The 18,814-nt window shown below is 71.9% G+C and carries 21 protein-coding genes and 1 tRNA gene; 12 read left to right on the top strand and 10 right to left on the bottom strand.

Annotated features, from left to right (window positions below):
- The first annotated feature begins 37 nt into the window (after nt 1-37).
- The 5 genes from DDW44_RS09580 (at nt 38) to DDW44_RS09560 (ending at nt 2,995) form a co-directional block, all read left to right on the top strand.
- Nucleotides 38-730, top strand: coding sequence for a TetR/AcrR family transcriptional regulator (locus tag DDW44_RS09580; RefSeq protein WP_018891606.1), 693 nt, complete (start codon nt 38-40; stop codon nt 728-730).
- Nucleotides 731-997: 267 nt separating this feature from the next.
- Nucleotides 998-1,420 (top strand): M67 family metallopeptidase, encoded by a 423-nt coding sequence (locus DDW44_RS09575; protein WP_017948014.1) that lies wholly within the window; start codon nt 998-1,000, stop codon nt 1,418-1,420.
- An 87-nt stretch (nt 1,421-1,507) separates the two neighbouring features.
- Entirely contained in the window at nt 1,508-1,633 is a 126-nt protein-coding gene (locus tag DDW44_RS33175) for a putative leader peptide (RefSeq protein WP_017948015.1), read from the top strand.
- A gap of 108 nt (nt 1,634-1,741) precedes the next feature.
- Nucleotides 1,742-2,029 carry a MoaD/ThiS family protein gene (locus tag DDW44_RS09565; protein WP_018891608.1) on the top strand — a complete coding sequence of 96 codons (288 nt, stop codon included), beginning with the start codon at nt 1,742-1,744 and terminating at the stop codon, nt 2,027-2,029.
- A gap of 15 nt (nt 2,030-2,044) precedes the next feature.
- Nucleotides 2,045-2,995 (top strand): PLP-dependent cysteine synthase family protein, encoded by a 951-nt coding sequence (locus DDW44_RS09560; protein WP_108906155.1) that lies wholly within the window; start codon nt 2,045-2,047, stop codon nt 2,993-2,995.
- 564 nt (nt 2,996-3,559) lie between these two features.
- Here the strand turns inward: DDW44_RS09560 and DDW44_RS09555 are convergent.
- Entirely contained in the window at nt 3,560-4,069 is a 510-nt protein-coding gene (locus tag DDW44_RS09555) for a type II toxin-antitoxin system PemK/MazF family toxin (RefSeq protein WP_208647951.1), read from the bottom strand.
- A gap of 244 nt (nt 4,070-4,313) precedes the next feature.
- Here DDW44_RS09555 and DDW44_RS09550 point away from each other — a divergent pair, with 244 nt between their 5' ends.
- The 3 genes from DDW44_RS09550 to DDW44_RS09540 all read left to right on the top strand — a co-directional run bounded on the left by DDW44_RS09550 (nt 4,314) and on the right by DDW44_RS09540 (nt 7,386).
- Nucleotides 4,314-5,066 carry an MBL fold metallo-hydrolase gene (locus DDW44_RS09550; RefSeq protein ID WP_017948019.1) on the top strand — a complete coding sequence of 251 codons (753 nt, stop codon included), beginning with the start codon at nt 4,314-4,316 and terminating at the stop codon, nt 5,064-5,066.
- A 351-nt stretch (nt 5,067-5,417) separates the two neighbouring features.
- Nucleotides 5,418-6,965 (top strand): APC family permease, encoded by a 1,548-nt coding sequence (locus DDW44_RS09545; RefSeq protein ID WP_108906154.1) that lies wholly within the window; start codon nt 5,418-5,420, stop codon nt 6,963-6,965.
- A gap of 1 nt (nt 6,966) precedes the next feature.
- Nucleotides 6,967-7,386 (top strand): universal stress protein, encoded by a 420-nt coding sequence (locus DDW44_RS09540; RefSeq protein WP_108906153.1) that lies wholly within the window; start codon nt 6,967-6,969, stop codon nt 7,384-7,386.
- Nucleotides 7,387-7,688: 302 nt separating this feature from the next.
- Here DDW44_RS09540 and DDW44_RS09535 read toward each other — a convergent pair whose 3' ends face one another.
- Together DDW44_RS09535 and DDW44_RS09530 are read right to left on the bottom strand one after the other, a co-directional pair.
- Nucleotides 7,689-8,963 carry a PTS transporter subunit EIIC gene (locus tag DDW44_RS09535; protein WP_018891613.1) on the bottom strand — a complete coding sequence of 425 codons (1,275 nt, stop codon included), beginning with the start codon at nt 8,961-8,963 and terminating at the stop codon, nt 7,689-7,691.
- 392 nt (nt 8,964-9,355) lie between these two features.
- Nucleotides 9,356-10,651: a PTS transporter subunit EIIC gene (locus DDW44_RS09530; protein ID WP_108906152.1), complete on the bottom strand. Its 1,296-nt coding sequence runs from the start codon at nt 10,649-10,651 to the stop codon at nt 9,356-9,358.
- Between the two features lie 271 nt (nt 10,652-10,922).
- Here DDW44_RS09530 and DDW44_RS09525 point away from each other — a divergent pair, with 271 nt between their 5' ends.
- The 4 genes from DDW44_RS09525 (at nt 10,923) to rdgB (ending at nt 13,453) form a co-directional block, all read left to right on the top strand.
- A complete protein-coding gene (locus DDW44_RS09525; protein WP_026165310.1) occupies nt 10,923-11,156 on the top strand; it encodes a PTS sugar transporter subunit IIB in 234 nt (77 codons plus the stop codon).
- Nucleotides 11,157-11,317: 161 nt separating this feature from the next.
- Nucleotides 11,318-12,055, top strand: a complete 738-nt coding sequence (rph, locus tag DDW44_RS09520) for a ribonuclease PH (RefSeq protein WP_017948025.1) — start codon at nt 11,318-11,320, stop codon at nt 12,053-12,055.
- A 178-nt stretch (nt 12,056-12,233) separates the two neighbouring features.
- Complete coding sequence (locus DDW44_RS09515) at nt 12,234-12,611, top strand: hypothetical protein (RefSeq protein ID WP_017948026.1); 378 nt, start codon at nt 12,234-12,236, stop codon at nt 12,609-12,611.
- Nucleotides 12,612-12,850: 239 nt separating this feature from the next.
- Entirely contained in the window at nt 12,851-13,453 is a 603-nt protein-coding gene (gene rdgB / locus DDW44_RS09510) for an RdgB/HAM1 family non-canonical purine NTP pyrophosphatase (protein WP_108906151.1), read from the top strand.
- Nucleotides 13,454-13,504: 51 nt separating this feature from the next.
- Here the strand turns inward: rdgB and DDW44_RS09505 are convergent.
- The 7 genes from DDW44_RS09505 to DDW44_RS09475 form a co-directional block, all read right to left on the bottom strand.
- Nucleotides 13,505-13,580: transfer RNA gene (locus tag DDW44_RS09505), tRNA-Leu, on the bottom strand.
- A gap of 53 nt (nt 13,581-13,633) precedes the next feature.
- The gene (locus tag DDW44_RS09500) at nt 13,634-14,170 is read right to left on the bottom strand and encodes an HNH endonuclease signature motif containing protein (RefSeq protein ID WP_240800684.1); all 537 of its coding nucleotides are present in this window, start codon (nt 14,168-14,170) and stop codon (nt 13,634-13,636) included.
- A complete protein-coding gene (locus tag DDW44_RS09495) occupies nt 14,167-14,817 on the bottom strand; it encodes an HNH endonuclease (protein ID WP_108906150.1) in 651 nt (216 codons plus the stop codon). The genes DDW44_RS09500 and DDW44_RS09495 overlap by 4 nt, the downstream gene beginning before the upstream one ends.
- Before the next feature lie 109 nt (nt 14,818-14,926).
- Nucleotides 14,927-15,628, bottom strand: coding sequence for a DUF1707 SHOCT-like domain-containing protein (locus DDW44_RS09490; RefSeq protein WP_108906149.1), 702 nt, complete (start codon nt 15,626-15,628; stop codon nt 14,927-14,929).
- Between the two features lie 183 nt (nt 15,629-15,811).
- Complete coding sequence (locus DDW44_RS09485; protein WP_108906148.1) at nt 15,812-16,816, bottom strand: ABC transporter ATP-binding protein; 1,005 nt, start codon at nt 16,814-16,816, stop codon at nt 15,812-15,814.
- A gap of 3 nt (nt 16,817-16,819) precedes the next feature.
- Complete coding sequence (locus tag DDW44_RS09480) at nt 16,820-17,632, bottom strand: ABC transporter permease (protein WP_244224199.1); 813 nt, start codon at nt 17,630-17,632, stop codon at nt 16,820-16,822.
- A 184-nt stretch (nt 17,633-17,816) separates the two neighbouring features.
- The gene (locus DDW44_RS09475; RefSeq protein WP_108906146.1) at nt 17,817-18,617 is read right to left on the bottom strand and encodes an ABC transporter permease; all 801 of its coding nucleotides are present in this window, start codon (nt 18,615-18,617) and stop codon (nt 17,817-17,819) included.
- Nucleotides 18,618-18,814: the final 197 nt, after the last annotated feature.

Here is an 18,814-nt window from a genome sequence, read left to right as displayed (position 1 = left end):
TGAGTGCAACAATGTCAACGCAGGGATGGAGGAGCGAATGAACCAGACGGACCGGCGGGCGCAGGATCGCCCCCGGGGGAGCGGCGGCGCGCGCCCCGACGCCGGGGACGGACCGGCCCGGGACGGCCGCACCGAGCGCGGGCGCCAGACCAGGGAGAGGATCGCCGACGCGCTGCTCTCACTGCTCGACGACGGTGAGACGCAGTTCCCCGCGGACCGGGTGGCGGAGCGGGCCGGGGTGTCACGGCGCCTGGTGTTCCACCACTTCGCCGACATGGGCCAGCTCCAGGACATCGCCATCGCCCGGCGACTCGATCAACTGGCAGCGCAGATCGTGCCGCTGCCGGCCGAAGGGCCGAGGGGGGCGAGGGTGGCCGCGCTCGTCGAGCAGCGTGCGCGGATCCTGGAGTGGATCACTCCGGCGCGGTTGACGATGATGCGGCTGGAGAACCCGTCCGAGCGGGTCGAGTTCGCCACCCGGCAGGTGCTCGACTTCGCCCGGCGACGGCTGGCCGAGGTCTTCGCCGAGGAACTGGACCGGCTGTCCGGGGACCGCCGGGCCGACCTGCTCAACGGGCTGGACGCGGTCACCACATGGGGCGCCTGGTACCACTGGCGCAGCAGCGGCCTCGACCTCTCCACCGCGCGCCGCACGATGGAGACCACGGTCCACGCGCTGCTCGCCGCGACCGACCGGGAGCCCGGCCCGGCGGTCCGTGAGCGACCGTGAGATCCCGACCGGCGGGGCGGTGCGTGAGAGCCCGTCGGTCCGGTGGTGGGCGACCGAGCGGGAACCCGGCCCGGCGGTCCGTGAGCGACCCCGTGAGATCCCGACCGGCGGTCGGCGGGAACCCGCCCGGAGGCCCGCCTCCCCGGCGGCCCGCCCCCGGTCCGTCGCAGGGCCCTCCCGGCGACCCCTGCTCGCCCCCCGCCCTCCGGTCTCACTCCGTGGTCCCCGGATCTCGGCCCCGGGTGTCGTCCGCCTATTCTCGTCCTCATGCTGACCATCACCCAGGCCCTGTACGACCGGATCGTCGCCCACGCCCGCGAGGACCACCCCGACGAGGCGTGCGGTGTGGTCGCGGGGCCGGTAGGCCAGGGGCGGCCCGAGCGCTTCGTCCCCATGCTCAACGCCGCCCGTTCGCCCACGTTCTACGAGTTCGACTCGGCGGACCTGCTGAAGCTCTACCGGGAGATGGACGACCGGGACGAGGAGCCGGTGATCATCTACCACTCCCACACGGCGACCGAGGCGTACCCGTCGCGCACCGACATCTCGTACGCCAACGAGCCCGGCGCCCACTACGTGCTCGTCTCCACGGCGGACACCGACGACGCCGGCCCGTTCCAGTTCCGCTCCTTCCGGATCCTCGACGGCGAGGTCACCGAGGAGGAGGTCGAGGTCGTCGAGGCGTACTGACCCCGGCTGTCCGTCAGGTGAACGGTTCGGTTTCACCATGTGGGATCACATGCCGGGGGCGGGATCGGGAATCGTTACGATGACCGCATGGTTTCCCATGACGTGAGCGAGAAGACGCCGGGCACGCCGCTGCTCGTGGCGCGGCTGCACGTCGACCTGTGCCGCCTGTCCAGCGCCATCTGTACGTGCTGCGCGGACGCCCGCACGGCCTGAGCCCAACGGCCTGCGAACGCAGCGATCCTGCACCAGCCCCTGCGCGGGGGCCCAGCCGCGCGCCCGTACGCAAACGCCCTTACGTCCCTCCCGACAGGAGCCCACGCCATGGCCATCGAGGTCCGCATCCCGACCATCCTCCGCACCTACACCGACGGCGCCAAGGCCGTCGAGGGCAGTGGGGACACGCTCGCCGAGCTGTTCGCCGACCTCGAGACCCGGCACCCCGGAATCCAGGCCCGGATCGTCGACGAGGCGAACGGCGAGCAGCTCCGCCGCTTCGTGAACGTCTACCTGAACGACGAGGACGTCCGCTTCCTCGACGGCATCTCCACCAAGCTGTCCGACGGTGACAACGTGACGATCCTGCCCGCCGTCGCCGGCGGCATGGCCTGATCGGCCGGACGCCCCATGCGCTACGACTCCCCGCTCGCCGCGGTCGGCAACACCCCGCTCGTCCGGCTGCCACGGCTGTCCCCCTCCGAGGACGTCCGCATCTGGGCCAAGCTGGAGGACCGCAACCCGACGGGTTCGGTCAAGGACCGCCCGGCGCTCCATATGATCGAGCAGGCCGAGAAGGACGGCCGTCTCACGCCCGGCTGCACGATCCTCGAGCCGACCAGCGGGAACACCGGCATCTCCCTGGCGATGGCGGCCACGCTCAAGGGCTATCGGATCGTGTGCGTCATGCCGGAGAACACGAGCGAGGAGCGCCGGCAGCTCCTCGCGATGTGGGGCGCCGAGATCATCTCGTCGCCCGCGGCCGGCGGCTCCAACACCGCCGTGCGGGTGGCCAAGGAGCTCGCCGCGCAGAACCCGTCGTGGGTGATGCTCTACCAGTACGGCAACCCGGACAACGCGGGCGCCCACTACGCCACCACCGGCCCCGAGATCCTCGCCGACCTGCCGTCGATCACCCACTTCGTCGCGGGCCTCGGCACGACCGGGACCCTCATGGGCGTCGGCCGCTACCTGCGCGAGCACAAGCCCGATGTGAAGGTCGTCGCCGCCGAGCCGCGGTACGACGACCTCGTCTACGGGCTGCGCAACCTCGACGAGGGCTTCGTCCCCGAGCTGTACGACGCGTCCGTGCTGACGACCCGCTTCTCGGTCGGCTCGGCCGACGCGGTCACCCGCACCCGTGAGCTCCTCCGGCAGGAGGGCATCTTCGCGGGCGTCTCCACCGGCGCGGCGCTGCACGCGGCGATCGGCGTGGGCAAGAGGGCTCTGAAGGCGGGCGAGTCCGCGGACATCGTCTTCATCGTGGCCGACGGCGGCTGGAAGTACCTCTCCACCGGCGTCTACACCGCCCCGACGACCGAGGCGGCGATCGAAACCCTCCAGGGCCAGCTCTGGGCATGACGGCGCCGGTTCCTCGGCGGGATTGATCCGGGCATGACGCGGCCGATCCGGGCCCGTCGGGATTGATCCGGGCCCGGCGGGGCTGATCCGGGCCTGACGCGGCGGACACCACCCCGCGTGCCCCGCCTCGGCGGGGCACGCTCCGGCCCGAGGCGGAAGCGTCGAGCCGACGGGTAAGCCGGAGCGCGCCCCACTCTCCGGGCCGGAACCCCTGGGCCGCTCCGGGGACCGCCCAGGACCGGGCCGGTGCCCACGGCCCGGAGAGACCCGGCCCATACCGGCCCACGGGCCGCGCCGCGGCACCTCGGGCACCCGCATGCCGGCGTTCCACGGGCGACGAAACGGCCGTCCGGCCCGGGCGTCGGGGCAGCAACCGCACACCTCACCTCACCTCACCTCAGCTGCCACGGGCCACCGCTCGTCCCACGCCGCCGGTCGCCGTTGCCGGTAGCCGGTGGCGATGGCCGGTCGCCGGCGGTGGTCGGCGGCGGTGGTCTCCGGTCCCCAGTCGCCCGTCAGCCGAAGCGCGTCACCCGAAGCCCGTCATTCGTCGCCGGTCACCCGTCACAGGTGCCGCAGTTGGTCCCAGAGCAGCGGGTCCACCGCACCCACCCGCCGGCGGAAGTCCCGGACCCGGACCTCGCGCAGTTCGTCCGTCTCCAGGAAGCTCGGGCGTCCGTGTGTGTCGCCGACCGTGCCGGGCGGGAGCGGGATCACGCCCGGGCGCTCGTCGTGGTAGCGGCTGGTGATCTTGGCCACCCGCGCCGCGCCCCGGTGCACGGCCAGGACCAGGCAGGGCCGGTCCTTGGAGCCGGGCCCGTCCTCGTACGGAACGTCCGCCCACCAGATCTCGCCCGGCTGCGGACGCAGCCCCGGCCCGGGAGGCGCCGCACCGCCCTCCACCGGTCCGTTCCGCCGCCCGCCCGGGGCACGGAACCGCGGCCTCGTCGGCACCCTCCCGGCCGGTCTCCCACCAGGCCCGCGCGGGCGGCCACCGGGCCTCATCCGCGTCACGGCCGCCAGCAGCGCGACCGCCACCACCGCGCCGAGCGCGAGCCACCACGACGTGTCCATACCCCAGACGGTACCGGCGCGCATCCCGTGCCGCGCGTGTCGCACACCCGACCGTCACACGTCGTCCTATCCGGTGACAGGGCAGGTGAGTTCTCCCACAACGGGTACCTGCGAAGGAGCGCTCAACCCTTTCGCGCCTTACGCTCGACGCACCGCACGACCTCCCCTGCGCACGCCTCGGCACTCCCGCCACCCGCCCACGTTCCCCGTCCACCGGACGACCGTCCACGGAGGTTCAAGCTCCATGAAGCTCACCGTCGTCGGCTGCTCGGGGTCGTTCCCGTCCGCGGAATCGGCCTGCTCGAGCTATCTCGTAGAGGCCGACGGCTTCCGGCTGCTTCTCGACATGGGCAACGGCGCCCTCGGCGAGCTGCAGCGACACATCGGTCTCTACGACCTCGACGCCGTCTTCCTGAGTCATCTGCATGCGGACCACTGCATCGACATGTGCGGATACTTCGTGGCCCGCTACTACCGCCACGACGGCGGCCGTTGCGACGCCCTCCCGGTGTACGCGCCGGAGGGTGCGGAGCAGCGGCTCACCACCGCGTACGCCGACACCCCCTCGGACAAGTCGATGAGCGAGGTGTTCGACTTCCACACGCTGAAGCCGGGCGCCTTCGAGATCGGGCCGTTCTCCGTCCGTACCGAGAAGGTGGCGCACCCCGTCGAGACCTTCGGCATCCGGATCGAGCACGGCGGCCGGTCGCTGACGTACTCCGGCGACACGGGTGTCTGCGAAACCCTGGTCGACCTGGCCGAGGGCACCGACCTCTTCCTCTGCGAAGCGGCCTTCACCCACGGCAAGGAGGACATTCCCGGCCTCCACCTCAACGGCCGGGAGGCGGGTGCCCACGCCGCCCGCGCGGGGGTGGGCCGTCTGGTGCTGACCCACATCCCGCCGTGGACGGACGCCGAGCGGAATCTCGCGGACGCGCGGGCCGTCTTCGAAGGTCCGGTCGAGCTGGCGGCACCCGGCGCGGTCTACGAGCTGTAGGGGCGCCGCGTGCCCCGGCCGCCGCGACCGGTCGCCACCCGCCCGGTGCCCGGCCGCTCCAACCCCGACCCGGCCCCAGCCCCAGCCCAGGCGCCGGACACCCTCGGCCCCGCCCCGTAACCGTCCGTGCCCCGGCACCGTCCGTACGCCATAGCCCCGGGGCTCGGACGGTCACGGGGTATGGACGGTGCCGGGCACGCCCCGGACCGCACCGCGCCCTTCCCCCGTCGCGCCCTTCCCACGCCCTCCCCGGGCGCCTCGCGACGCGGGAGATCCACTCCGCGGGCCAGGAGCGGCGCGTCCGGCTACACTCGCATAAAACCGACACATCGTCCTGATCTGCGAGGAAACATGGCCGATGACGTCAAGGACACCCTCCCTCCGCCGCCCAGCTCGCACAGCCGGGAAGGGCCCGGAGAGCTGAAGCACAACGCGATCGGCTTCCTCGACGCGCTCGTCATCGGCATCAACTCCACCTCCCCCGCGTACTCACTGGCCGCCGTCATCGGCGCGGTCGTGGCACTCGTCGGCGTCTACGCGCCCGGAGTGGTGCTCGCCTCCTTCGTGCCGATGCTGCTCATCGCATCGGCCTTCTTCTACCTCAACCGGGTCGACCAGGACTGCGGCACGACCTTCTCCTGGGTCACCCGCGCCATGGGCCCCTGGGCCGGCTGGTTCGGCGGCTGGGCGATCATGATGACCGGTGTGCTCGTCGTCGGATCGCTCGCCGATGTGGCCGTCGGCTTCGGGCTGCTCACCGTGGGCCTCGACGGCTGGGCCTCCAACGACCTCGTACGCCAGCTGCTCGCCGTGCTGGTCATCCTCGTCATGACCGCCATCTGCGTCATCGGCACCGAGGCCTCGGCGCACGTCCAGAACGTGCTCATCCTTGCCCAGGTCGCGTCGCTCCTCGCGTTCGCCGTCGTGGCCATCCAGCGCGTGTACGCGGGCACCAGCTCGCTGGGCGCCGTCGACCCGCAGATCTCCTGGCTGAACCCCTTCGGCGCGGGCGGTGCCGCCCTGACCGGCGGCCTGCTGCTCGGCGTCTTCATGTACTGGGGCTGGGAGTCCGCGGTCAACCTCACCGAGGAGGTCAAGAACTCCGCCAGCGCCCCCGGACGGGCCGGCATCTGGTCGACGGTCATCCTGCTGGGCACGTACCTCTCGGTCACGATCGCCGTCGTCGCCTTCGCCGGACCGGCCTACCTCGCCGAGAACGCGTCCGAGGAGGAGTTCATCTTCGCCTCCCTCGCCGGGCAGGTCCTCGGCGGCTGGGACTGGCTCGTCCTGCTGGCCGTCTCCACGTCGGCCCTCGCCTCGACCCAGACGACGATCATTCCCGCGTCCCGGACGGGGCTCTCCATGGCCCGGCGCGGCGCGCTGCCCGCCGCCTTCGCCAGGATCCACCCGCGCTTCCGTACGCCCCACGTCAGCACCTGGGCCGTCGCGGTCGTCGCCATCGTCTGGTACCTCGTCGTCAGCCAGATCAGCGAGAACGCCCTGCTCGACTCGCTCACCGCACTCTCGCTGCTCATCGCGTTCTACTACGCGCTCACCGGCATCGCCTGCGCGGTCTACTACCGCCGCCATCTCACCGAGAACGTCCGCAACTTCCTGCTCATCGGTGCGGGACCGGTGATCGGCGCCGTGCTGCTGCTGTGGCTGCTGGTGGAATCCGTCATCGACATGTCCGACCCGGCCAACTCCTACAGCGGTGCCTCCTGGTTCGGGCTCGGCCCGCCGCTCGTCATCGGCATCCTCATCGCGGTGGCAGGGTTGCTGATCATGGTCGCGCGACGGCTGTCGAGCGACCGCTTCTGGCACGAGCGCCCGGGTGTCTGCGACCCCGACGCCGCGCGCGGCACGGGCACCGGCCGGAGCGGATCCGGAGGGCCGTGAGATGCCCGTCGTCCTCGGATACGACGAGTCGCCCGGCTCGGTGCGTGCCCTGCGGGTGGCCATCGAGGTGGCCGCGGCCTTCCGCGAGCCGCTCGTGCTGGTCTTCGGCGCGGCGCCCCCGGGCACGCTCGGCGAGGAGTACCAGACCCATCTGGAGGCCATCCGCCAGTCCGCCAGGGTGGTCCTCGCGCACGCGGTCGCGGCGGCCGACGACGCGGGCGTGCCCACGGCGGTCGAGATCCTCGACCAGAAGCCGGCGGAGGCCCTGCTCGACGCCGCCGACCGCCACGACGCCCGCGTGATCGTCGTCGGCAGCTACGGCGAGAGCCCACTGCGCGGCGCCCTGCTGGGCTCGACCCCGCACAAACTGCTCCACATCTCGCGGATCCCGGTGCTGTGCGTACCGGCGGCGGAGGCCTGAGCCGGCCACCGGCGACGCCCTCGGGGCGGGTGGCGAGGCCCGCGGGGACGGGCGAGGGCACCTGTCGTCGAACGGCGCAGATGCCCGGGGGTGAACGGCGCAGGCCCCCGCGCTCCGGAGCGCGGAGTCTCCGGGGGGAAGGGCGGGGGCCTGCGGGTACCTCGGGTCGACGGCAGCTGCCGGTCGCGGCTGTTGCCGGCCGCAGCTGCCGTCGGCCGATGCCGCTCCCGGGCCTCGGGTGCCTGGCCTCGGGTGCCTGGCCGAGGGCGCCGCCCGGCAGCGCCCTCGGCCCGGCGCGACCGCTACCTGGCCTCGGCCTTCTCGAGTTCGGCCAGCTCCTCGTCGGACTCACGGCCCGGCGTCGGCAGATTGAACCTGGTGATGGCGAAGCGGAAGACCACGTAGTAGACGACGGCGAAGCACAGACCGATGGGGATGATCAGCCATGGGCTCGTCGCCTTGTTCCAGCCGAGCCCCAGGTCGATCAGACCGGCGGAGAAGGTGAAGCCGGCGTGCACGCCGAGCGCCCAGGTCAAGGCCATCGAGACGGCGGTGAGGAGGGCGTGGATCGCGTACAGGAGCGGCGCGATGAACATGAACGAGAACTCGATCGGCTCGGTCACGCCGGTGACGAACGACGTCAGGGCGAGCGACAGCATCATGCCGGTGACGGCCTTGCGGCGCTCGGGGCGGGCCGAGTGAGCGATGGCCAGCGCCGCGGCCGGAAGGCCGAACATCATGATCGGGAAGAAGCCCGTCATGAACAGACCGGCCTCCGGGTCACCGGCGAAGAAGCGGTGCAGGTCGCCGTGGACGACCTCGCCTGCGGCATTGGTGAAGTCACCGATCTGGAACCAGGCGACGGTGTTCACGAACTGGTGCATACCGATCGGGATCAGTGCGCGGTTGATGAGGCCGAACAACCCCGCGCCGCCCGCGCCCAGTCCGGTCATCCACTCACCGAAGTTGGAGATGACGCTGCCGACCGGCTCCCACACGAGGCCGAAGAAGACGCCGGCGACGACACCGACGAAGGCCATGATGATCGGCACCAGCCTGCGGCCGTTGAAGAAGCCGAGCCAGTCCACCAGCTTCGTGCGGTGGAAGCGCTGCCAGAGGACCGCGGAGAGCAGGCCCATCACGATGCCGCCGAGGACACCGGGGTTGTTGTAGGTCGCGGCGACGTCGACGCCGTCGTTGGCGGTGGTGTTGACCACCGCCTCGGTCACCGGGAACGCGGTGAGGACGTTGTCGTAGACGAGGAAGCCGACGAGCGCCGCGAGCGCGGTGGACCCGTCCGACTTCTTGGCGAAGCCGATCGCGACGCCTATGCAGAACAGCAGGGGCAGGTTGGCGAAGACGGCGTCGCCGGCAGTGGCGAACACCGAGGCGACCTTGTTCCAACCGAGGCCGTCCTTGCCGAAGACATCGGGCTGGCCGAGGCGCAGCAGGATGCCGGCCGCCGGCAGCACGGCGATGGGCAACTGCAGGCTGCGGCCCACCTTCTGCAGGCCCTGGAACAGGCCGGAGCCCCATTTCTTGGCGGGTGGCGCCGTGTCGACGGTGGCCGTGGTCACAACTTCCTCCAGTGGGCGAAGGCGCCGCCCGGCACCGGGGGAGAGGGGGACGGCGGCGTCTCGGGGAACGCGGTGGTATGACCGCATGGTCTACACCAGTCAGAGGTGTAGACCAGTTGTAGCACGTGAGGGAAAGATAAGGAACCTTCGAATTTCGAGGGCTCGGCCATGCACCGGAAGCCTTCCGAGAGGGCGCCGCGACACACCGTCGCCGCGGCCGCCGACACGTCTCGGCCCCGGGCGGGGAAGCCCCGCCGCCCGGCGGCCTCGTGCCGCGAAACCGGTGTGTGGTCGGTGGTTTCGCGCCGCCCGCGGCTCCGTGCCCTCCGGTGGCTTCGCACCGCCCGGCGGCTCCGTGTCTCCGGTGGCTCCCCGCCGCCCGGCGCCCCGCGCTACTTGGTGACCTCGCGCTCCAGCTCGTCGCCGATCTCGTCCGGCTCCCGCCCCGGCGTCCTGATGTCGAACCTGATGATCGCGAAACGGAAGACCGCGTAGTACACCGCCGCGAAGCCCAGGCCGATCGGGACGATCAGCCAGGGTTTCGTCGCCAGGCCCCAGTTGATCACGTAGTCGATGAAGCCCGCCGAGAAGGAGAAGCCGTCCTTGACGCCCAGCGCCCAGGTCACCGCCATCGAGACGCCGGTGAGCAGGGCATGGACCGCGTACAGCGCCGGGGCGACGAACATGAACGAGTACTCCAGCGGCTCCGTGATGCCCGTGACGAACGACGTCAGCGCCGCCGACATCATCAGCCCGCCCACCTCGGCGCGCCGGTGCGGCTTCGCGCAGTGCGTGATCGCCAGCGCCGCGGCCGGCAGGGCGAACATCATGATCGGGAAGAAGCCCGTCAGGAACAGGCCCGCGTTCGGATCCCCGCTCAGGAACATGTTGATGTCGCCGTGCACCACCGTGCCGTCGGGCTTGGTGTACGAGCCGAACTGGAACCACAGCGGCACGTTCAGGAACTGGTGCAGCCCCACCACCAGCAGCGCCCGGTTCGCCACGCCGAAGATGCCGGCGCCCCACGCCCCCAGGTCCTGCAGCCAGTCGCTGAAACCCTCCAGCGCCCCGCCGACCGGCGGCCAGACCCACAGGCACAGCGCCGCGAACGCGATCCCGACGAAGGCCATGATGATCGGCACGAGCCTGCGGCCGTTGAAGAAGCCCAGCCAGTCCACCAGCCTGGTGCGGTGGTAGCGCTGCCACACATAGGCCGTCATCAGGCCCATCACGATCCCGCCGAAGACCCCCGGGTTCTGGTACGTGAAGGCGGTGACCGAACCGTCCAGGGCCCGGCAGCCGGTGTCCACCGGCGTCGCCGGGTCCACGCACTCCTCCGGGAACTCCCGGATCACGCCGTAGTACACGAGGAACCCCGCCACCGCGGCGAGCGCCGTCGAGCCGTCCGCCTTCTTCGCCATCCCGATCGCGACACCCACGCAGAACAGCAGCGGCAGCCCCAGGCCCGAGTCCAGCAGCGCACCGCCGGCCCCGTCCATCACCCTGGCGACGTCCGTCCATCCCAGCCCCTGGTCGCCGAAGACGTCCGGCTGGCCGAGGCGGTTGAGGATGCCGGCCGCGGGAAGCACCGCGATGGGGAGCTGGAGGCTGCGTCCCATCTTCTGGAGCCCCTGGAACGACCTGTGCCGCCAGGTCCGCCCCGGTACTGCCGCGCTCTCGGTACTCATCGGCGTCCTCCCGGAAAGTCGCCTGGTTTGGCAGGTGCCGCAGACTGGTGTAGACCAGTTGTGGTACGGCCCGGCCGGACCCCGGTGCACCCGGGGCCCGGCCGGGGTCCGTCGCGGAAGCGGGCCGCCGGTGATCGTCATCATTCGACAACCGGCGATCACCCGCTCATGAAGATGGGCCAACCGTGCACTACCGTGACGCAACGGACCGGTGGTGGCCGAGGCAGTGCTGAGCGCCCCGAACGGGCCTCTCGAACGCAGGGAGAAGGACATGGCCAGCAAGGCTGAGAAGATCGTCGCCGGGCTCGGCGGCATCGACAACATCGAAGAGGTCGAGGGCTGCATCACCCGGCTCCGCACCGAGGTCGTCGACCCGGGCAAGGTCGACGAGGCCGCGCTGAAGGCCGCCGGAGCCCACGGCGTCGTCAAGATGGGCAACGCCATCCAGGTCGTCATCGGCACCGACGCCGACCCCATCGCCGCGGACATCGAAGACATGATGTGACCCACCCGCGAGCCACCTCCCCGCTCACCCGCGGGAGACCGCACCGCTGACGACGGGCCCGAACCCCGCGGCACGTCCCCCGTGAGGGGCCCGCTCCCGGGCGGCTCCGCGAGCCGCCCACCGGAACGGGCCCGTCACCCGCGTACGGATAGGCTCACCACATGTCTCGTATCGACGGCCGCACCCCCGAACAGCTCCGCCCCGTCACCATCGAACGCGGGTGGAGCAAGCACGCAGAGGGCTCCGTCCTCATCGCCTTCGGCGACACCAGGGTCTTCTGCACCGCCTCCGTCACCGAAGGCGTCCCCCGCTGGCGCAAGGGCAGCGGCGAAGGCTGGGTCACCGCCGAGTACTCCATGCTGCCGCGCTCCACCAACACCCGCGGCGACCGGGAGTCCGTCCGCGGCAGGATCGGCGGCCGCACCCACGAGATCTCCCGCCTCATCGGCCGGTCCCTGCGCGCCGTCATCGACTACAAGGCCCTCGGCGAGAACACCGTCGTCCTCGACTGCGACGTCCTCCAGGCCGACGGCGGCACCCGGACCGCCGCCATCACCGGCGCCTACGTCGCCCTCGCCGACGCCGTCGCCTGGGCCCAGGCCAACAAGCTCGTCAAGGCCGGCCGCAAACCCCTCACCGGCACCGTCGCCGCCGTCTCCGTCGGCATCGTCGACGGCACGCCGCTCCTCGACCTCTGCTACGAGGAGGACGTCCGCGCCGAGACCGACATGAACGTCGTCTGCACCGGCGACGGCCGCTTCGTCGAGGTCCAGGGCACCGCGGAGGCCGAGCCCTTCGACCGCAAGGAGCTCAACGCGCTCCTCGACCTCGCCACCGGCGGCTGCGCCGACCTCGCGGCGCTCCAGACCGCCGCGCTCGCCACACCCCTGGGCGGATGACCCGGGGGCGTCGGCGTCGACCGGGGTGACGAGGGGGCGTCCCCCCGGCCGGTCTCCCCGGCCGCGGCCCCCTGCGGGAGTAGAGAAGCAACCGAGAACGCCACCGCCGGCGTCACAGCAGGTACGGGCGTGCGGGCCGAACCGTACGCCCGTCCGAGAACCCGGGAGGGACCGTCCCATGCGCAGCCGCCGCATCGCACTCGCCGTCGTCACCGCCGTCGCGCTCACCGGAGCCGTCGGCTGCGGTGCCGTCGACAAGGCCCTGGACTGCGTCAAGACCGCCGACGCCATAGCCACCAGCGTCGACGGGCTCTCCCGGGCCGTCGCCACCGCCTCCGAGGACCCGACACAGCTGGTCGAAGCCCTCAACGACATCGACAGGGAACTCGGCAACCTCAAGGACACCACCGACAACGCCGACCTCTCCAAGGCCGTCGACGACCTCTCCAAGGGAGTCGACAACGTCCGTACGTCCGTCGAGAACGGCGACGCCACCCCGGACATCACACCGGTCACCGACGCCGCCGCCGAACTCGGCAAGGTCTGCACCTCCTGAGCGCGCGCCGGACTCCGCTGGACGCAGGACTCCGCGGACGCCGGACTGCGTGAGGCACCGGATCCCACGGGGCGCCGGATCCTACGGCGCATCGGATCCCACGGGGCGCCGCGGGCACCACGGGGCGCCGGGAGCATCGCCGGGCGCATCGGATCCCGCCGGGCGCCGGAGGCATCGCCGGGTGCCGCGGGTACCACCCGCGGCACCCGCCCCGCCACCGGCGCGGAGATACTGGGCGCATGACCCGCCTGATCCTCGCCACCCGCAATCCCGGAAAGATCACCGAACTCCGCGCGATCCTCGCCGACGCCGGACTCGGCCACGAACTCGTCGGCACCGACGCCTACCCCGAGATCCCCGACGTCAAGGAAACCGGCGTCACCTTCGCCGAGAACGCCCTGCTCAAGGCACACACCCTGGCCCGGGCCACCGGTCTGCCGGCCGTCGCCGACGACTCCGGCCTCTGCGTCGACGTCCTCGGCGGCGCCCCGGGCATCTTCTCCGCCCGCTGGTCAGGCACCCACGGCGACGACACGGCCAACCTCGAACTGCTGCTCGCCCAGCTCTCCGACATCTCCGAGAACCACCGCGCCGCCCACTTCGCCTGCGCGGCCGCCCTGGCCCTTCCCGACGGCACGGAACGCGTGGTCGAGGGCCACCTGAGCGGCACCCTTCGCCACGTCCCGGCCGGGACGAACGGCTTCGGCTACGACCCGATCCTCCAGCCGGACGGCGAGACGCGGACGTGCGCACAGCTGAGCCCCGAGGAGAAGAACGCGATCAGCCACCGGGGGCAGGCGTTCCGGGCGCTGGTGCCGGTGGTGCGGGAGCTGCTCGGCTGAGGCACGGAAGGAAAGGCTCGGCTCGCGGGATGCGAGTCGAGCCTTCGGCCATGGTGCGCCCGGTCGGATTCGAACCGACAAACACGACCACCTAAAGATCGCCGCTCAGCCCTTGGCGTACGGGCGCCCGTACCGCGCCCACTGTACTGGGCGCGGTCGGCATCCGGTGCGGCAAGGCCCTCAGACTCCCGGTCGGCGGCCGCCCCGACACCATGTGACGGTGGTCGCGTGGCAGTTGGGGCAGAGGAGGCGCAGGTTCTCGGCGCGGTCGTCCAGCCGGTCGCCGTTGATGTGGTCGACCTCGAGGGTCATGGGCCGCCCCAGCCACTCGGGGCCGGTACCGCATTCGGCGCACTCCTCGGGTACGCCGATCTCCCGGAGCGCGCGCCGCAGGTGCGTCGTTCTGGTGCGCCGCCCCGTCTCCCTCTTCACCAGCAGGTCGGCGGCGGGCCGTGCCGGTACCGTTCCGGGCCTGCCCCTCATGTGCGCCTGACCGAGGAAGTGGGTGGTGCGGAGACCGTCCTCGGCGATCCAGCGCTTCAGGTTGCCGCGCTGACGGGTGTTGTCGGGCCGCAGCAGCCGGCGCAGCACCTCGGCCAGCGAGTGCGAGGCGCTGACGGCTGCGGCCAGCTCCGCCGCCTCAGGCCGGTCGCCCCTCTTTCGGCAGGCGCGTCGCGGTGGTTCCGCCGCGTCGGCGCGGCGGGTTCCCCGGCTCATGAGGACCCCCCGCGCCGGGCCTTGGCACGACCCCGGTAGGTGTCCGTGGCCGAGTGGCAGTTGGGGCAGAGGAGGCGCAGGTTCTCGGGCCGGTTGTCGCGCCAGTTGCCGTCGATGTGATCGACTTCCAGCGGCAGGGGGCGGCCACGCCACTCGGGGCCCGTCCCGCAGAGTGCGCATGCCTCGGATACGCCCGACCCGACCAGAGCGCGTCGCAAACGGCGTCCGGAGATCCGCCGGGATTCGCCCGGTGGCTGCTCCATGAGCAGCCCTCCGGGTGCCGCAGGGCGCCGTCCTGCGCCCGCCCTTGACATCGTCCTGAAGTGGGAGGTGTCGATTCCGTAGGCGCGGATGCGCCGGCTGATGTTCGTGTGGTGGCCGCCGACCACGTCCAGGCCGAGCCGGCGCAGCACCTCGGTCACGCTGGTCGACGCCGCGACCACCGGCTCGAGCACGTCCTTCGTCCACCGTGCCCCCTCCCGTTCGAAGTGCGAGGTGTCGACGCCCAGCCGCTTCATCCGCTCGTGGACGTAGCGCCGTGAAGCGCCCCTCGCCTCGACCCCCAGCTTCCCCAGCGTCTCCGACAGCGTCCGCGACGTCCCCGCCGCCTCCGCCAGGCGCTCGCGCGTGTACGGGCTCATCGGCATGCCCTGCGCCCCCTCCGTACCGTCCGTGTGTTCGCCCCCTCGCACGGAGTAACGAGGCGACTAACGGATGGTCACGTTGCCGGGGGCGCCTGTCCGGCGAGGCGAAGCGCTACGGCCGCACCTCCGGTGCCCCGCCGTCGTCGCCCTTCTCCAGGCGTCCCCGTCTGCGAGCCTCCTTGAGGCGCTGCTTGTCGGTCTTGCGGAGCTTGCGCTCGACGCCGACGCCGCCCATGAGGGCGAAGCCGGTGACGGTGACACGGGGCGAGCCGGGGGCGATGTCGTCAGGGTCGCCGCCGGAGCCCGCCTCGCCGAAGCCGCCCATGAAGCCGAAGCCCCGGACGTCGACGTGCATGTCCGGGGGGACGGTGACCTGGATGCCGCCCATGAGGGTGAAGCAGCGGATGACGGTGTCGCGGTCCTCGAAGTCGGCGTCCCGCAGGTCGATCTCGCCGCCTCCCTGAAGGGCGACGGCGGTGAACCTGCGGGCGACGGTCCAGGTGCCCTTGCGGCCGAAGCCGCTCCAGAACGCGAACGCACCCTTGGACGTGGCCGGTTGGCCGATGCGTCGGCCGTAGTCGACGGTCCCGGAGGCAACTGCGGCGGCGAGCGGCGCCGGGCCGCCGTCGGGTGCCGGGAGGTCCCGTACGAGGGGCTCCAGTTCTCCGCGTGTGCGCGCCTTGTAGGCGGCGTCGAGGCGCTCCCCGAACTCGTCCATGTCGAGGCGGCCCTCGGCGACGGCGTCCCGCAGCCGCTCGGCGATCCGCTCCCGCTCAGCGTCGGAGGCCCGCATGTCCGGAAGGTCGCTCGTCATGCGATCAGCCTAGTGCCTCGGACGTAAGGGTTACCGGGAAGGCCGCGGCATCGTGCACCCTGCGGCCCATCGGCGCTGGTCAACCGGTCGACCCGGGATGCGGCCCCGGCCGGCCGGTCGGCCAGGCGTTCGGCCAGGTGATCGGCCGGTCGGCCGGTCGGCCGGGGCCGCACGGGGACGGGGTCACGGGGGCGTCGGGCGCTCCGCGTACATCCTGGCGATCACCGACTCGATGTCGGGCTCCCGCACCGACAGGTCCACCAGCGGGTAGTCGGCGGCGATGGCGGCCACGATCGGCGCCGCCGAGGCCGAGGCCGGGAAGGCCAGCCACTGGCGCGGGCCTTCGACCCGTACCGGCCGTGCGCCCGCGACCTCGATGGGCGGGTGCCGGTGTTCGAGGTCCACGACGAGGATGCGCTCGCCCGGCGCGATTGCGTGGAGTCCGGCGAGGGTGCCGTCGTAGACGAGCCGCCCGTGGTCGATGACCATGACCCGGTTGCACAGGTGCTCGATGTCGGTGAGGTCGTGGGTGGTGAGCAGGACGGTCGTGGCACGTTCGGCGTTGAGGTCGCGGAGGAACTCGCGCACCTTGGCCTTGGAGACGACGTCCAGGCCGATGGTGGGTTCGTCGAGGTAGAGCACCTCGGGGTCGTGCAGCAGGGCGGCGGCGATGTCGCCGCGCATGCGCTGTCCGAGGGAGAGTTGCCGTACGGGGACGTCCAGCAGGGCGCCGAGGTCGAGCAGTTCGACGCAGCGCTCCAGGTTCCGCCGGTAGCGGTCGTCCGGGATCCGGTACATCCGGTGCACCAGCCGGTAGGAGTCGATGAGCGGCAGGTCCCACCAGAGTGTCGTGCGCTGCCCGAAGACCACGCCGATGCGCCGGGCGAGCCGGGTGCGTTCCCGTGACGGGTCGATCCCGGCGACGCGCAGCCGTCCCGCGCTGGGGGTCAGGATGCCCGTCAGCATCTTGATGGTGGTGGACTTCCCGGCGCCGTTGGGGCCGATGTACCCGACCATCTCGCCGCGCGAGACGGTGAAACCGATGCCGTCGACGGCCCGTACCCGTGCCTTCTCGCGGCGCAGCGGTCCCGTTCTGCGGCGTACGTCGAAGACCTTCTCCACGTCGGCCAGTTCGATCAGGGCGGCGGTCCGGACGGGGTCCGCGGTGCGGGTGGCTTCCTCGGCCACGGTTCAGCTCCCGGTGCTGCGGTAGGTACGGAGGCCCGCCCGCCAGGCGGCTCCCGCGAGCGCGCAGCACAGGGCGGCGACGAGCGGAGGGGTGAAGGCGAGCCAGCGGGGCAGGTCGAGCGGGTAGGGCTGCCCGAGGACGTGGAGCGCGGGCAGCCAGTTGACGAAGGCGAGCGGCACGACGAAGGTGACGCCTCGCACGAGGTCCTTCGCGAAGACGGTGGGCGGGTACTGGAGGAGGGTGTTGCCGCCGTAGGTGAACGAGTTCTGCACTTCGGCGGCGTCCTGGGCGATGAACTGGAAGGCCGCGCCGGCCACGAACAGGGCGGCGAAGATCACGGCGCCGCTGAGCGGCATCATCGCCACCATGGCGGCCTTGAGCGGGGTCCAGGCGATGTCGAGGGTGACGAGCGCGTAGCCGAGGACCAGCAGGCCCTGGGTGATGCGGCCGAGGCGGCGGAGGGCGAAGCGGTCGGCGGCGACCTGGGCGAGTACGGGGGCGGGCCGTACGAGGAGGGTGTCGAGGGTGCCGTCGCGTACCCGTCGTCCGAGCCGGTCCATGGAGCCCATCGTGAGGTCGGCGAGCCCGAACGCGGTCGCGGCCGCTCCGTAGAGCAGGGCGATCTCCGGCAGGCGGTATCCGGCGAGCGTGTCGACGTGCGTGAACATCAACAGGATGACGGCGAAGTCGAAGGACGTGGCGGCGAGGTTCGCGAGCGCGGTCATGGCGAAGGACGCGCGGTAGGTCATGGTGGAGCGCATCCACATGGTGGCGATGAGACCGTAGACGCGCAGTCCGGTCCGCAGCGTGCGCAGGCGTCCGGCGAGCCGGGTGGGCTCGGTGAACCCGGTGGGCTCGGCGGGCCGGGTGTGGGCGGCGGGCCGGGGCCGTTCGGCCGGGCCGGGGCCTTCGTCGCTGTCGGTGCCTTCGGTGCGCGGTGGGGTGCCTTCGACGCGCGGTGGTGTGGCGGGGCCGGGGATCCGGCCGGCCGGGGGCGGTTCAGCCACCCTGGACCACCACCCTTCGGGTGGCGGCCGACTGCAGGAGCCGGCCGGCGCCGAGGAGGGTGGCCGCCCACCCCAGTTGGAAGGCGTAGGCGTGGACGAGCGCCCAGCCGGTGCGCTTGCCGAGCAGGACGTCGACGGGGATCTGGAGCAGCGAGGACCAGGGCAGCATCCGGGCGAGTTCGCCGAGGGCGCCGGGGAAGAGGGTGAGGGGCAGCAGCATGCCGGAGAAGAACATCCCGGCCAGCCAGGTGAAGTGGAGGACTCCGGCGCCGTCCATCAGCCAGAACGCGGACAGGGCCGCGAGGTACCGGAGGGCGAAGCCGACGGTGATGCCCAGCGCGACGGAGACGAGGAAGGCGAGCCAGGGGAGGGGGGACGCCGGCAGCGCGAGGTCGAAGGCGAGGGCCCCGAGCAGCAGGGGGACGGCGCCGCGACCGAGGAGGTGGAAGGCGGCGCGTCCCAGGTCCCCGGCGAGCCACCAGAGCTGCAGGTCGGCCGGGCGGTGGAGGTCGATGGCGATGTCGCCGGTGCGGATGCGTTCGACGAGTTCGTCCTCGAAGCCGCCGCCCATCATGGCGCAGGTCATGAGCAGGGCCTGACACAGCCACACATAGGTGACGGCCTGGGAGAGGTCGTAGCCGCCGAGCCGTGGGCGTTCGTCCCAGAGGGCCATATAGGTGTGGGCCAGGATGAAGCCGAAGACGGTGTTGGTGAAGACACCGGCTGCCGTCGCCACCCGGTACGTCGCATAGCGCCGAAAGCTACCTGCCGCGACGGCCGCGTAGAGCCGCACCACATCCTCCTTCGGCGGGGATCGTCGCCCGGAGGTGTCCGAGGTATCCGAGGTATCCGGGGTGTCCGGGGTGTCCGGGCCGGACGGGGCGAAGCGCATGACCCTAGCCCAGGGGCATGGCCGCCGCGACCGCATTTCTGGCGGGGGTCCGGAGGTCCGGGGGGTGGGAAGTGCACTATGGGCACACCAAGCGATTC

Origin of the sequence: Streptomyces tirandamycinicus, from assembly GCF_003097515.1 — a bacterium.
Taxonomy (GTDB): domain Bacteria; phylum Actinomycetota; class Actinomycetes; order Streptomycetales; family Streptomycetaceae; genus Streptomyces; species Streptomyces tirandamycinicus.
This window is presented reverse-complemented; position numbering and strand designations above follow the sequence as displayed.